The following is a 13360-nucleotide window of genomic DNA, read 5'->3' as shown; positions in this document are numbered from 1 at the left end:
GGCCCACCCCGTCACCGGATGGTGATCGTGATCGTCGACCCCTTCGGTGCCGTCTCCCCGCCCTTCACGGACTGCTTCTTGACCGTGTCGCCGAACAGCCCGAGCAGGCCACGGTCCTCGTCGACCTCGAAGCCGGCGGCCTCCAGTTCGGCCCTGGCGTCGTCGACGCTGTCACCGACCACGTCCGGGACCTCGATCATCTCGGGGCCCTTGGACAGCGTCAGCGTCACCGTGTCGCCCTCGGCGGCCTGCCTGCCGTCGGTCGGCGACTGCAGGGCGACCTGGCCCGCGTCGAAGTCGGAGTTGACTCGCGCGGAGGCGACCTTCACCTTCAGGCCGGCCTCCGCCAGCTCGGCCTTCGCGTCGGCCAGGCTCTCGCCGGTGACATCCGGGACGTCCACCGGGCTGCCCTTGCTGACGGTGAGCGCGACCGCGGAGCCGGAGCGGACCTTGGTGCCGGTCCCGGGGTCCACTGAGATCACGGAGCCCCTGGTGACGTCGTCGTTGAACTCCCGGGTCACCATGCCCGGTTCGAGTCCGCTCTCCTTCAGCTCGGTCTTCGCCTTGGCCAGCGGGTATCCCTGGAGGTCGGGCACCTTCACCGTCTCCGGTCCGGCCGAGATGACCAGGTTCACGGAGTCGTTGTGCCGGATGCGGGCGCCCGTCTCCGGGTACGTGCTGATGACGGTGCCGCGCTCGACGGTGTCGCTGTACGCGCGCTCCACCTTGCCCAGCTCCAGCCCGGCCTCCTCCAGCCGGTCGGTGGCCTGCGCCTCGGTCTTGGACAGCAGCGACGGGACCTTGGTGAACTGGCCGGAGTTGATGTACCAGATGCCGGCGCCGAGGCCGAGGGCCAGCAGGACGGCGGCGACGATGACGAGCGGGCCGCGCGGCGCACGCGGGGTCCGCGACCGGCGCCGGGGCGGCGGGGGCGGCGGGGGCGGCGGGGTCTCCAGCCGGCTGGTCCGGTTGAAGACGGCGGGCTCGTCCTCGTTCACGGGCAGTGGCCGCTGGATCGTCAGCGCACGCGGGATCACGCTCGTCCGGTCGTCGGCGTTGGTGCGCTCAGCCGCGAGTGCCTGCGGCGGCACCGCGTCCAACTGGTCCGCGCTCAGCGTGGCGCGCGTCTCCCGCGCCTGCGCGAGCAGCGCCACGGCGTCGTACGGCCGGAGGTCCGGAGTGCGCGCGGTGGCCGACGCGACCAGCTCGTCGAGCTCGTACGCCAGCCCCGGCACGATCGCCGAGGGCGGCGGGACGTCCTCGTGCAGGTGCTTGTAGAGCACCACCGCGGGGGAGTCCCCGTCGTGCGGCTTGTCGCCGGTGAGCATCTCGTAGAGGACGACACCGCACGCGTACACGTCGACGCGGGCGTCGGCGGCACCGGGCTGCTCGATCTGCTCGGGCGCGAGATAGGAGACGGTGCCGAGCACGGCGCCGGTGGTGCTGGTCACGGTGTCCACGGACCGCACGAGCCCGAAGTCGGCGACCTTGACCCGACCGTCGTCCCCTATCAGGACGTTCTCCGGCTTCATGTCCCGGTGCACGAACCCGGCGCGGTGCGCGGCGCCGAGCGCGGCGAGTACCGGCTCCAGGATGTCCAGGGCGGCCCGGGGCTGGAGCGCCCCGCGCTCGCGCAGGACGTCGCGCAGGGTGCAGCCCGCGACGTACTCCATGGCGAGATAGACGTACGACCCGTCGGTGCCCTGGTCGAAGACCTGCACCACATTGGGGTGCGCGAGCCTGGCGACGGACTTCGCCTCACGGATGAACCGCTCGACGAACACCCCGTCCACCGCCAGCGCGGGATGCATCACCTTGAGCGCGAGCACGCGGTCGAGGCGGGTGTCCAGGGCCCGGTAGACCGTGGCCATCCCGCCGACGGCGATCCGCGCGTCGACGCGATACCGGCCGTCGAGCACCTGCCCGACCAGAGGGTCCTGAAGGGTCGTATCCACGCAGGTGAGTGTACGAGCCGACACTGACACGCCTGCCGGTTCGGCCGGGATCGGGGCGTGACTGCAGCCGAGCTGTGACGGAGGACTCATTGGCCGAAGGCCTCCGTCGAACATGTGTTCAGAATGCGGGGCGCTCCGGGTCCAGCCGTGCGACGCCCTCCACCGGAGACGACGCCTGCGCGAAGTGCCGCCGCGGAATCCGCCCCGCCCGGTACGCCAGCCGCCCCGCTTCCACCGCATGCCGCATCGCGTCGGCCATCAGCACCGGCTCCTGCGCCCGCGTCACCGCCGAGGCGAGCATCACACCCGCGCACCCCAGCTCCATCGCGAGCGCCGCGTCCGACGCCGTACCTGCACCGGCGTCCAGGATCACCGGCACGCGTGCGTGCTCCACGATCAGCTGGAAGTTGTGCGGGTTGCGGATGCCGAGCCCCGACCCGATCGGGGAACCGAGCGGCATGACCGCCGCGCAGCCCACGTCCTCCAGCTTCCGCGCCAGCACAGGATCGTCGTTCGTGTACGGCAGCACGGTGAACCCGTCGTCCACCAGCGTCTCCGCGGCGTCCAGCAGCTCGATCGGATCCGGCAGCAGCGTCCGCTCGTCGGCGATGACCTCCAGCTTGATCAGATCCGTACCGAGCGCCTCGCGCGCGAGGCGGGCCGTCAGCACGGCCTCACCGGCCGTGAAGCACCCCGCCGTGTTGGGCAGCACCCGGATCCCGAGCTTCTCGAGCACCGACAGCACGGAGCCGTGGACCGAGGGGTTCACGCGCCGCATGGCGACCGTCGTCAGCTCCGTCCCGGACGCCACCAGCGCCCGCTCCAGGACCTCCAGGCTGGGCGCCCCGCCCGTGCCCATGATCAGACGGGACGTGAAGGACGTGTCGCCGATGACAAAGGGATCGTCGGCCATGGTTCAGCCTCCTTGGACGGCGGTGAGGACCTCGACGCGGTCCCCATCGGAGAGGGACGTCGACGACCACTGCGCGCGCGGTACGACGGTTTCGTTGAGGGCGGCGGCCACTCCGGAGGGCGCCGCGGTGAGGGACCGCACGAGCGTGTCGAGAGCCGTGCCCGGCTCGATCTGCCGACGCTCGCCGTTGACCGAGATGGTGACCGGGTGGTTCATGCGGGCTGCTCCGTGAGTGCGGCGGCGCTGAAGCGCCTGGGCGTGAACGGCCGGGCCTCGTCCGGGAGTTCACCGGTGGTCAGGACGTGCGCCATGGCGTCGCCGGTGACCGGCGTGAGCAGCACGCCGTTGCGGTAGTGCCCGGTGGCCAGCGACAGCCCCTCCAGCTCGGTCGGGCCGAGCAGCGGCGCGTTGTCGGGGGAGCCCGGGCGTAGACCGGCTCGCGTCTCCGTGAGCGGCAGTTCCGTGATGCCGGGTACCAACTCGTGGGCGTCGCGCAGCAGCTCGTACACGCCGCCCGCGGTCACCGTGGTGTCCCAGCCCAGCTCCTCGCTCGTCGCCCCGACGACCAGCTCCCCGCTCTCGCGCGGCACCAGGTACACCTGGCTGCCGCGCACCACGGCCCGCACGGTCCGGTTCAGGAACGGCGCGTACCGCTTCGGCACGGTCAGCCGCAGCACCTGCCCCTTCACGGGGCGCACCGGCGGCAGTACGTCGTCGGGGACTCCGGGCAGTCGCCCGCTGAGGCTGCCGGCCGCGAGGACGACCTGGCCCGCGCCCAGCTCGGTGCTGTCCGGCGTGGTGACACCGGCGGCCCGATCCCGTACGACGTCGAAGCGCTCGGCCCACGTCCGGTGGAAGATCACACCGGCCCGCTCGCACGCGGCCACCAGCGCCCCGGCCAGCCGCCGCGGATCGATCTGGTGGTCGCCGTCCACGCGCAGCCCCCCGCGCACGCCCGGCGCGAGCATCGGCTCCAGGCGCCGGCACTCCCGCCCCGACAGCCACTCGGACTCCAGCCCGGACTGGCGCTGCAGGGCGTGCAGTTCCCGCAGATGGGCGCGGTCGTCGGAGTCCAGCGCGACCGCGAGCGTGCCGCACTGGCGGTAGCCCAGGTCGTGGCCGGTGAGGTCGGTGAGCTCGGCCGCGAAGTCCGGGTAGCGACGGGCCGAGGCGAGGTTCAGGCCGAGCAGGGTCTGCTCGCCGTAGTGCAGTTCCGTGACGGCGGCCAGCATCCCGGCCGCCACCTGGGCGGCGCCGCCGCCCGGCTCGGGGTCCACGACAGCTGTCGTGAACCCGCGTTGTGCGGCCCGCCACGCCGTGACCAGGCCGATGATGCCGCCCCCGATGACAAGGACGTCTGACGTTCGCGTACGCGACATGGGCGTCCAGCCCCTCCCTTCGCCGGCATGACCCGGATCAGGTTCGTACGGTCGGAGGCCGCCAGCCTCCCTCTCAGCCCGGTGCGTCCGGGCTCCCGCGAGTGCTCTACGTTGGCCACCCTAGCCCGCCGCCACCTCTCTCAGTAAGGGAGCCCGTGCCCATGGCCCGCTCGCTCGACGGTCTCGTCCTCGCCCCCGTCGCGGACCAAGCCCCAGGTCAGGTGGGTACGCGGACCCGGTTCACCTACCACGAGAAGGACGGCGAGATCTGGGCCGAGTACGCGGGCGGAGACGTCGTACGCGGGCATCTGGTGGGTGGCCGGGAAGGCGACCGGTTGGACTTCCGGTACGTGCAGCTCAAGCGTGACGGGACGACGTCGTCGGGCCACTGCGTGTCCACGGTGGTCGAGCTTCCCGACGGGCGGGTGCGCCTGGAGGAGAGCTGGGAGTGGGAGTCGCAGGCGGGCAGCGGGACCAGCGTTGTGGAGCAGGTCACTGAGCACGACTCCTGACTGACAATTTGTCAGTTGTCTATGGTGATCAGGTGAGCGAGCAGACGACGCAGTCGCAGCGGAGAGTGGTCGTCGCCGGCGCCGGCATGGCCGGTGTGCAGACGGCGGTCGCCCTACGGGAACAGGGCTTCACCGGCACTGTCACCCTGATCGGCGCCGAGCCCCATCAGCCCTACGACCGGCCGCCCCTGTCCAAGGCCGTGCTGCTGGGCAAGTCCGAGGGCTCCGCCTTCGACGTCGACTTCGAGGCGCTCGGCATCGAACTTCACCTGGGGCGCGAGGTACTGGGCGTGCGCCCCGCCGACCACGAGCTGGACACCGAGGCCGGGCCCGTCCCGTACGACGTCCTCGTGCTCGCCACCGGCGCCGAACCGATCCGGCTGCCGGGCGTGGAAGGTGTGCCCGGCGTGCATCTGCTGCGCACCCTGGACGACGCCGAGCGGCTGCGGCCGGTGCTCGCCCGGCAGCACGACATCGTGGTCGTCGGCGCGGGCTGGATCGGCGCGGAGTTCGCCACGGCCGCGCGCGAGGCGGGCTGCGCGGTGACGGTCGTGGAGGCCGCCGACCGGCCGCTCGCGGGTGCGCTGCCCGCGGAGGTGGCGGCGCCGATGACCGCCTGGTACGAGGACAGCGGGGCGGTGCTGCGTACGCACGCGCGTGTGGAGCGCGTCGAGCCCGGCGCGGTGCTCCTCGACGACGGCTCGCGGCTGCCCGCGGGCGCCGTCGTGGTCGGTATCGGGGCGCGGCCCGCCACGGCCTGGCTGGCCGGCTCGGGCATCGAGCTCGGGGCGCACGGCGAGGTGGTGGCCGACGACGGCCTGCGCACCTCCGTGCCGGACGTCTACGCGGTCGGCGACTGCGCCTCCTTCCCTTCGGGAAGGTACGGCGAGCGCCTGCTGGTCCACCACTGGGACAACGCCCTCCAGGGCCCGCGTACGGTCGCCGCGAACATCCTCGGTGAGACACCCGCGTTCTACGACCCGGTGCCGTACTTCTGGTCCGAGCAGTTCGGCCGGTTCGTCCAGTACGCCGGCCACCACGCCGCCGCCGACACGACGCTGTGGCGCGGCGACCCGTCGGGCCCGGCCTGGACGGTCTGCTGGCTGAAGGACGACCGCCTGGTCGCTCTGTTGGCGGTGGGCCGGCCGAGGGACCTGGCGCAGGGGCGGCGGCTGATCGAGGCGGGTACACCGATGAACGCGGAGCTGTTGGCGGACCCGGCGCGGCCGATGAAGGCGGCGACGGCGTAGGGCCGAGAGCGGGGAGTTGGCCCTGGTCGGACGGGCCTGACTTCCGACTGTCAGTGGCAGATGGCAGGCTTGTTTCCGTGACCGAGATTGACGCAAAGATCGATGCTCTCGTCCCCGCCTGGCTCACCCTCCCCGACATCGCAGAGATGCTCGATGTCGAGGTGACCCGCGTCCGGCAGCTGGTCAAGGAGGGCCAGCTCATCGCCGTACGCCGTGGTGAGAACCGTGCACTGCACGTCCCCGCCGCCTTCATCGACGGGGCCGAGCAGAAGGTCGTCAAGGGCCTGTCCGGGACCCTGACGCTCCTGCGGGACGACGGCTTTACGGACGAAGAGATGCTGGAGTGGCTCTTCACCCCCGACGAAAGCCTGCCCGGCACCCCCGCGCAGGCCCTCAGCGAGAATCGCGGCACGGAGGTGAAGCGCCGCGCCCAGGCGCTCGCCGTCTGAACCGAACGCCCTGATCCGAACACTGTCCGGCCGATGGACCGGGCTCCTCTCCTGCGGGCCGCGGTCGCGGTTGACTGCGGCCCGCAGGAGGCGGGGCCGGGGCCGGAGCGTGGGGTGATTGGCGTGCGCGAGCGCCTGCCGCACGGGTTCGCCCGCGGGGCCGGGTGGGGTGCCACGCCGGACGGCGGGCATGGTGTCGCCGCAAGCGGCGGAGGGTGCCGGGCCTGGCGTCGCCACAGACTTCGGCGGCGGCCGTATCGGCGTTGTGGCATACGTCACCCCCGGGCGGCGGCCACAGCGCCAAGCGCTGTCCTGCCCCGGACCACTTCGGCCCGGACCGCGGGTCATCGCCCGGCCCGGACCACGGTCACCGATCGGCCCTGACCACGGGTCACCGATCGGCACCGGCCCGCGATGCAGCGCAAGGCTCCGGCTCTGGCGCCAAGTGCTGCTCGGCCCCGGCCACTTCGGCCCGGACCACGGGGCACCGCCCGGCCCGGACCACGGGTCGCCGCCTCCCGGACCACGGCTCACCGATCGGCACCGGCCGCGCCGTAGCGCCAGGCTCCGGCTACCGTGCCACCGTCCGGCACCAGCCCGACGTCACCCGCCCGGCAACCCGACCACAGGGGGCACCGCATGTCCGACACCGCCACCGCAGGCACCGCCCGCACCCAGTTCGCCGACGCGCGGCTCTACCTCTGCACGGGTGCCCGTAAGCAGCAGGGCGACCTCGCGGTGTTCCTGGACGCCGTACTGGCCGCCGGTGTCGACATCGTGCAGCTGCGCGACAAGGGCATGGAGGCGGCCGAGGAACTGGAGCACCTGAAGGTCTTCGCCGAGGCCTGCGCCCGGCACGGCAAGCTCCTCGCGGTCAACGACCGCGCCGACGTGGCCCACGCCGTCGGCGCCGACGTCCTGCACCTCGGTCAGGGCGACCTGCCGGTCCCCGCCGCCCGCGCGATCCTCGGCGACGACGTCTTCGTCGGCCGCTCCACGCACTCCGAGTCCGAGGCCGGCGCGGCCGCCGTCCAGGAAGGCGTGGACTACTTCTGCACCGGTCCCTGCTGGCCCACCCCCACCAAGCCCGGCCGCCACGCTCCCGGCCTCGACCTGGTCCGCCACACCGCCGCCCTCGGCACCGACCGCCCCTGGTTCGCCATCGGCGGCATCGACCTCGGCAACCTCGACGAGGTGCTGGAAGCCGGCGCCCGCCGTGTCGTCGTCGTGCGGGCGATCACGGAGGCGGACGACCCGGGCGCGGCAGCGGCGGAGTTCGCGAAGCGGCTGCGGCAGGTGTAGGTAGCGGCTGCGGGCAGGTGCAGGGGAGGGGGCAGGCCTTCCCGCTGGCCCGCCGTCCCCTCCGCCCGTTCGGCCCGCCAAGACTGTTCCGCCGGCCCGGCCCCTGGAGCACCGCGTCTCACTTCTGGCCCCCCGCGTCTCAGCCAGTGGGCAGTCGGCCTCGATCCAAGGCCTCAGGGGCTCTGCCTGGCCGCTGTGGGCCCCCGCTATGGCCCACACTGTCCAAGGCGTGGACAACAACCCGACAAATCGGGCAAATGTCCGGCATTCGGTTGGGGGACCGGGAACCCCTGGCTAACCTGCGAGTATGGCCCTCGGCACCGCATCCATCAGGTCGGACCACGCTCGTACCGTGCGCGACATGCTCGCGACCGGCAAGACGACGTATTCGTTCGAGTTCTACGCCCCCAAGACCCCGAAGGGCGAGCGGAACCTGTGGAACGCGCTGCGCCGGGTCGAGGCCGTCGGACCCGACTTCGTCTCCGTGACCTACGGCGCGGGCGGTTCCACCCGCGCGGGCACGGTCAAGGCGACCGAGGCGATCGCCTCGGACACCACGCTCACGCCGATCGCCCACCTCACCGCGGTCGACCACTCGGTGGCCGACCTGCGCAACATCATCGGGCAGTACGCCGACGCGGGCATCCGCAACATGCTGGCGCTGCGCGGCGACCCGCCCGGCGACCCGCTGGGCGACTGGGTGCGGCACCCCCAGGGCCTCGCCTACGCCGCCGAACTCGTCGAACTGATCAAGGCGTCCGGCGACTTCTGCGTCGGCGTCGCGGCCTTCCCCGCGATGCACCCGCGCTCCGCCGACTGGGAGGCCGACGTCCGTCACTTCGTCGACAAGTGCCGTGCGGGCGCGGACTACGCGATCACGCAGATGTTCTTCGAACCGGAGGACTACCTGCGCTTGCGTGACCGCGTGTCGGCCGCCGGCTGCGACACCCCGATCATCCCGGAGATCATGCCGATCGCCAGCGTGAAGACGCTGGAGCGGATCCCCTCCCTCACCAACGCCGCCTTCCCGAACGCCCTGAAAGAGCGGATCCTCACAGCAAAGGACGATCCGACCGCTGTACGCTCGATCGGGATCGAGTTCGCCACGGAGTTCTGCGCACGGCTGCTGGCCGAGGGAGTGCCCGGACTGCACTTCATCACGCTCAACAACTCCACGGCGACACTGGAAATCTACGAAAACCTGGGCCTGCACCACCCACCGCAGGCCTAGACCGGCCGTACTGGCGTACGTCACACTGCGTAGGCGGCCACTGGGAGAGGGGCGTACATGGGCTGGACGGTCCTCTACATCGCGTTCGGCATCGTCGCGCTGTGGCTGCTGGGCGAGGTGCTGCTGCAGTACAAGGCACGCCTGCGCTGGCGACTGCTCGCCTTCGTCGGCTTCCTCGGTGTCGTGGTCGGGGTACTGATCCCGTCCGTCATCGTCATCGGTCTGGGCGCGGCCGCGTTCGCGGTCGGCCAGACCTACGTCACACTGTCGTTCCGCCGCGGCTTCTCGGCCGGCTGGGCGGTCTCCGCGCCGGCCCTGGGCCCCCTGGGCGCCGTCAAGCGCCGCCGCGGCGAGCCCGACCGCCAGGAGCCGACCCTGGAGGTCTCCGACCTCGAGGCGACCGAGGGCGCTTTCACCGGCCACGACGGCACGTACGGCCACGACGAGGCCAACTACGGCCAGGGCGGCGCCGGTTACGGCCAGGACGACTACGACCGCGACGACGTCTTCACCCCCTCGCGCCAGGATCGGCCCGCGACCGCTGAGACGAACGCCGTCTACGAGCCGCAGCCCCTGCCCGAGGACACCGGCTCGTACGGCATATACAGCGACCCCGCCTACGCCGCCGCCGACCAGAACTACGCGGCCGCCGGCCAGCCCCAGGACCAGTACGCCACGGCCGACCAGAGCTATGCCTACGACGGCTACTCCGGCTACGACCAGCAGCAGTACGGCTACGACGCCACCGGCCAGCAGCAGTACGCCGCCTACTCCGACCCGTACATCGGCACCCAGACCTACGGCAACACCTCCTACGACGCCTACGGTCAGGCGCAGTACGGCCAGCAGGGCTACAGCCAGGACCAGTACGCCACCGGCACCTACGGCGAGACCCCTCCCGGCGGCGTCTGGGTCCCGCAGCAGCGCACCGACGAGGCGTACGGCGGCGAGCTTCCGCCCGAGCAGCAGTACCCGTACCAGGACAATGGCCAGCAGCAGGGCCAGAGCCAAGGGAACGGGTACGACGAGCAGTACCGCTTCTGACAGCTCGCCCAGCGCCTATCGCGAGACGCCCTGTGCGGGCGTCGCGGGCTTCACTGTGAGCCCCGGAACTCCGGCCCTTCCACGATCAGCCCGGCCACCAGCGTGCCCGACATACCGGCGTGGGGGAGTCCGCCGCCGGGATGGGACCAGCCGCCGACCGTGAACAGGCCGGGTATGCGGGTGCTGTTGGACGGACGCAGGAAGGTCCCCTCCGCTGCCGCCAGCGCCGGCGCCGGTACCCCGCCGCCCTCGGCCCCCGTCTCCCTCCGGGTGTCCACCGGCGTACGGACCTCGCGCCACAGCGTCCGCCCGCGCAGTCCCGGTATCGCCCGCTCGGCGGCCGTCACCATGCGGTCCGCGAAGGCGTCGGCGGCACCGGCCGCGGTCCAGTCGTACAGCGTCTGCGACGGCACCGTGGCCGTGAGGACCACGGACTCATGCCCGTCGTCGGGGCGCAGCGCCGGGTCGTCCGGGCGGTCGATCCGGACCGTCGGGTGCGCGGGCGGCTCACCGAGCCCGAAGGCGTCCCACTCGGCCTGCCGGTCCGATGCGTGCACCACCGTGCGGTGAGCGGTGCCCGCCTCGCGCGCGCCGCGCAGCGCCAGACAGACCACGACCCGGCCCGGGGACCTGCCCTCGGGGTGGGATTCGACCTCCTCCGCCTCGTACAGCTCGCGGCCGCGCACCAGGTCGCTCAGGCGCCACGGTCCGGTCCCGACGACCATGTCGGCCTCCGCCGTCGACCCGTCGGCCAGCTCCAATCCCGCCGCCCGGCCGTCCTTCTCCAGGACCCCGACCACCTCGGCACCGAAGCTGAACTCGACCTTCCGGGCCACGCACCGCTCGTACACCGCCCGCGCCAACTCCCGTATGCCGCCCCGCACATACCAGGTCCCGAAGGCGTGCTCCAGGTACGGCAGCACCGCCGCGCTCGCCGGGGTCTCGCGCGGATCCAGGCCGTACGCGAGCGCGTGGCTCTCCAGCAGGGCGATGAGCCGGGGATCGCGCAGCTCCCACGCGCCGACCTCGGCGAGCGTGCCGGCCCGGCGGGTGCGCAGGAGTCGCTTGTGGGGGACCGCCGGATAGGGCTCGCGCTCGGCCAGCACCTGCCAGTTAGGCCACAGCGGCTCCTCCAGCAGCGGCCTGCGCGTCCGGTCCCAGGCTTCACGGGCCCGGACCAGGAAGTCGCCCCAGCGGTCGCCGGTCCCGGCGCCCAGCGCCTCGTCCAGGGCGGCCACCACGCCCGCGCGCGAGGCGTTCGGCAGACGGACCTCGGTGCCGTCCGCGAAGACGTGCCGCGCGGACGGGTCGACCTGGACCAGCTCGACGCACGCCTCCAGCGGCTCCTTGCCGGTCTTGATGAACAGATCGCGGTACACGGCGGGAAGCGGGAGCAGCCCGGGGCCCGTGTCGAAGCCGAAGCCGTCGCGCTCGAAGCGGCGCACCGCTCCGCCGTACGTCTCCGTACGCTCGTACACCGCCACCCGGTGGCCCGCGACGGCCAGCCGGGCAGCGGCCGCCATCGCGCCCATCCCGGCGCCGATCACCGCAATCCGTGCCATGCGTGGGACTTTATAGGCCGCCACTGACAGCGGCTCGCTGACCTCGGGTGGAAGCTCGGCGTGGAAGCCGCTCGCCGGCTCAGCCGGGGCGTTGCCCCACCGCCTGTGCGAGGCGCTTCTCCTCGCGGCGCTCGGCTCTGCGGCGCCGGAAGCGGCGGATCCGCGAGACCAGGAAGAAGAGCAGCAGCAGTCCGGCCAGCAGCAGGGCGCCCGCGACGACCGCCGCGGCGACGGGGTAGAAGATCGCGAGGGTGATGAGGGCCCCGACGCCGAGATCCTCGGCGAGGCTCACCACGATGTTGCTGAACGGCTCGGGCGAGGTGTTGACGGCCATCCGCGTCCCGGCCTTGACCAGGTGGCTCATGAGCGCCGTGGAGCCGCCGACCGCGCCCGCCGCCAGCTCGGGCAGCGACCCGCTCTGCCCGGCGAGCAGCGCCGCGACGACCGCGCCCGCGACCGGCCGGATCACGGTGTGCACCGAGTCCCAGGCCGAGTCCACGTACGGGATCTTGTCGGCGACGGCCTCGCAGAGGAACAGGACGCCGGCGGCTATCAGGACATCGGGCCGTTGCAGTGCCTCGGGCACCTCGTCGCTCAGGCCGGTGGCGCCGAAGACGCCGAGCAACAGCACCACGGCGTAGGCGTTGACGCCGCTGGCCCAGCCGCTGGTGAACACCAAAGGGAGTATCGACACGGAGGCGATCGTAACCAGTCGGCAACGGAGGGTCCTGAGGGTGAGTGCGCAGCTCTGAGTACGCGTACCTAGCCGGTGAGATGAGTACGCGCGCGGATGGGCCCCGACCTGCGTGAACGAGAGAGTGGAGGCACGGAGAAGGGGATCGGCTCCGGCACCGGCGACACGGGGCGCCGGAACGGAGCGACCCCGGATCCGCTCCTTCCGCCGACCCGGCGTCGGCGGGAGCGAGACCGGGGGACCCGGGGGAACGACCGAACGGGGGTCCGACGGGGGACACGGGGGAGTACGGGGGAGTACGGGGAAAGGAAAAACGGGGGACACGGGGGAGCACGAGAAGGCGCCGGTTCGAGAGTGGCCCGCGGGGGACGCGGCCACTTTCGGACCGGCGCTTTCGTATGCGCCCGACGCTGCGGTGTGCGCGACGCCGCCGCTTCAGCGGCGACCGCTCACCCGGCCCTGCAACAGCCGGGACAGCGCCGCGTGCACGTCGTCCAGGGAGCGTTCCGGCTGGAACGACTTCCAGTCCAGCGCGGCCACCAGGACCATGCCGACCAGTGCGGAGGCGGTCAGCGCGACGTCGATCTCCTCGCTGAACTCGCCGTTCTTCACACCCTCGCGCAGCACACCCTCGACGACCGCCACGGCCTGCTGCCGCACCACCATCAGCGTGGACTGCCAGGCCCGGTTCGTACGCCACAGCTCGGCGACGTAGAGCTGGGTGAAGGACGGGTAGCGGTCGATGAAGACGAGGCCCGCCCGGATCATCGCGTCCAGGGCGTCCACCTTGCTGCCGCCGTCGCGTTCGGTCTTCTCGGCCGCCTCCCGAAGGGAGGCGGTGAGGAGTTCGACGCCGTGCCGCAGCAGCTCCTCGAAGAGGACCGACTTGCTCGCGAAGTTGTAGTAGACGGTGCCCTTCGCCACCCCGGCCCGCTCGGCGATCTCGTCAACGGTGGTGGCGGAGAAGCCCTGTTCGGCGATGAGTGTGACGGCCGCCTCGTAGAGCTTCTGCCGGGTGGCCTCACGGCGCGTGCTGCCGCCCGACGCGGCGTTGCTGCTTTCCATGGCC

13 protein-coding genes and 1 riboswitch are annotated in these 13360 nt (G+C 72.2%); of the genes, 6 read left to right on the top strand and 7 right to left on the bottom strand.

The window, feature by feature from the left end:
• Positions 1–11 precede the first annotated feature (11 nt).
• The 4 genes from pknB to thiO all read right to left on the bottom strand — a co-directional run bounded on the left by pknB (position 12) and on the right by thiO (position 4247).
• The gene (pknB, locus tag PBV52_RS12020) at positions 12–1955 is read right to left on the bottom strand and encodes a Stk1 family PASTA domain-containing Ser/Thr kinase (protein WP_274238323.1); all 1944 of its coding nucleotides are present in this window, start codon (positions 1953–1955) and stop codon (positions 12–14) included.
• A gap of 118 nt (positions 1956–2073) precedes the next feature.
• Positions 2074–2868 carry a thiazole synthase gene (locus PBV52_RS12015; protein WP_274238322.1) on the bottom strand — a complete coding sequence of 265 codons (795 nt, stop codon included), beginning with the start codon at positions 2866–2868 and terminating at the stop codon, positions 2074–2076.
• Positions 2869–2871: 3 nt separating this feature from the next.
• On the bottom strand, positions 2872–3084 hold the full coding sequence (thiS, locus tag PBV52_RS12010) for a sulfur carrier protein ThiS (protein ID WP_274238321.1): 213 nt from the start codon (positions 3082–3084) through the stop codon (positions 2872–2874).
• Complete coding sequence (thiO, locus tag PBV52_RS12005) at positions 3081–4247, bottom strand: glycine oxidase ThiO (protein WP_274238320.1); 1167 nt, start codon at positions 4245–4247, stop codon at positions 3081–3083. The genes thiS and thiO overlap by 4 nt, the downstream gene beginning before the upstream one ends.
• Positions 4245–4356, bottom strand: a riboswitch (TPP riboswitch). (Overlaps the previous gene by 3 nt.)
• Before the next feature lie 52 nt (positions 4357–4408).
• On the opposite strand from thiO, the gene PBV52_RS12000 reads away from it, so the two are divergent.
• The 6 genes from PBV52_RS12000 to PBV52_RS11975 all read left to right on the top strand — a co-directional run bounded on the left by PBV52_RS12000 (position 4409) and on the right by PBV52_RS11975 (position 10035).
• Entirely contained in the window at positions 4409–4759 is a 351-nt protein-coding gene (locus PBV52_RS12000; protein WP_274238319.1) for a hypothetical protein, read from the top strand.
• Between the two features lie 32 nt (positions 4760–4791).
• Complete coding sequence (locus tag PBV52_RS11995; protein ID WP_274238318.1) at positions 4792–6009, top strand: NAD(P)/FAD-dependent oxidoreductase; 1218 nt, start codon at positions 4792–4794, stop codon at positions 6007–6009.
• Between the two features lie 77 nt (positions 6010–6086).
• The gene (locus tag PBV52_RS11990; protein ID WP_123760175.1) at positions 6087–6458 is read left to right on the top strand and encodes an Rv2175c family DNA-binding protein; all 372 of its coding nucleotides are present in this window, start codon (positions 6087–6089) and stop codon (positions 6456–6458) included.
• Between the two features lie 639 nt (positions 6459–7097).
• On the top strand, positions 7098–7760 hold the full coding sequence (gene thiE, locus PBV52_RS11985) for a thiamine phosphate synthase (protein WP_274238316.1): 663 nt from the start codon (positions 7098–7100) through the stop codon (positions 7758–7760).
• A gap of 307 nt (positions 7761–8067) precedes the next feature.
• The gene (gene metF, locus PBV52_RS11980) at positions 8068–8991 is read left to right on the top strand and encodes a methylenetetrahydrofolate reductase [NAD(P)H] (RefSeq protein WP_274238315.1); all 924 of its coding nucleotides are present in this window, start codon (positions 8068–8070) and stop codon (positions 8989–8991) included.
• 57 nt (positions 8992–9048) lie between these two features.
• Positions 9049–10035 carry a hypothetical protein gene (locus PBV52_RS11975; RefSeq protein ID WP_274238314.1) on the top strand — a complete coding sequence of 329 codons (987 nt, stop codon included), beginning with the start codon at positions 9049–9051 and terminating at the stop codon, positions 10033–10035.
• A gap of 50 nt (positions 10036–10085) precedes the next feature.
• Here the strand turns inward: PBV52_RS11975 and PBV52_RS11970 are convergent, their stop codons facing one another.
• The 3 genes from PBV52_RS11970 to PBV52_RS11960 all read right to left on the bottom strand — a co-directional run bounded on the left by PBV52_RS11970 (position 10086) and on the right by PBV52_RS11960 (position 13356).
• The gene (locus PBV52_RS11970) at positions 10086–11597 is read right to left on the bottom strand and encodes an NAD(P)/FAD-dependent oxidoreductase (RefSeq protein WP_274238313.1); all 1512 of its coding nucleotides are present in this window, start codon (positions 11595–11597) and stop codon (positions 10086–10088) included.
• 79 nt (positions 11598–11676) lie between these two features.
• A complete protein-coding gene (locus PBV52_RS11965; protein WP_274238312.1) occupies positions 11677–12291 on the bottom strand; it encodes a DUF4126 domain-containing protein in 615 nt (204 codons plus the stop codon).
• A 435-nt stretch (positions 12292–12726) separates the two neighbouring features.
• Positions 12727–13356 carry a TetR/AcrR family transcriptional regulator gene (locus tag PBV52_RS11960; protein ID WP_274238311.1) on the bottom strand — a complete coding sequence of 210 codons (630 nt, stop codon included), beginning with the start codon at positions 13354–13356 and terminating at the stop codon, positions 12727–12729.
• Positions 13357–13360 lie beyond the last annotated feature (4 nt).

The organism is Streptomyces sp. T12, assembly GCF_028736035.1.
In the GTDB taxonomy this organism is placed as follows: domain Bacteria; phylum Actinomycetota; class Actinomycetes; order Streptomycetales; family Streptomycetaceae; genus Streptomyces.
Note: the sequence above shows the minus strand (reverse complement) of the source record. Positions and strands in the feature narration are given on the sequence as shown.

Coding starts and splice junctions, on each gene's coding strand:
- PBV52_RS12015 (WP_274238322.1), bottom strand. CDS start 2,868: ATGGCCGACGATCCCTTTGTCATCGGCGACACGTCCTTCACGTCCCGT.
- thiS (WP_274238321.1), bottom strand. CDS start 3,084: ATGAACCACCCGGTCACCATCTCGGTCAACGGCGAGCGTCGGCAGATC.
- thiO (WP_274238320.1), bottom strand. CDS start 4,247: ATGTCGCGTACGCGAACGTCAGACGTCCTTGTCATCGGGGGCGGCATC.
- PBV52_RS12000 (WP_274238319.1), top strand. CDS start 4,409: ATGGCCCGCTCGCTCGACGGTCTCGTCCTCGCCCCCGTCGCGGACCAA.
- thiE (WP_274238316.1), top strand. CDS start 7,098: ATGTCCGACACCGCCACCGCAGGCACCGCCCGCACCCAGTTCGCCGAC.
- metF (WP_274238315.1), top strand. CDS start 8,068: ATGGCCCTCGGCACCGCATCCATCAGGTCGGACCACGCTCGTACCGTG.
- PBV52_RS11975 (WP_274238314.1), top strand. CDS start 9,049: ATGGGCTGGACGGTCCTCTACATCGCGTTCGGCATCGTCGCGCTGTGG.
- PBV52_RS11970 (WP_274238313.1), bottom strand. CDS start 11,597: ATGGCACGGATTGCGGTGATCGGCGCCGGGATGGGCGCGATGGCGGCC.
- PBV52_RS11960 (WP_274238311.1), bottom strand. CDS start 13,356: ATGGAAAGCAGCAACGCCGCGTCGGGCGGCAGCACGCGCCGTGAGGCC.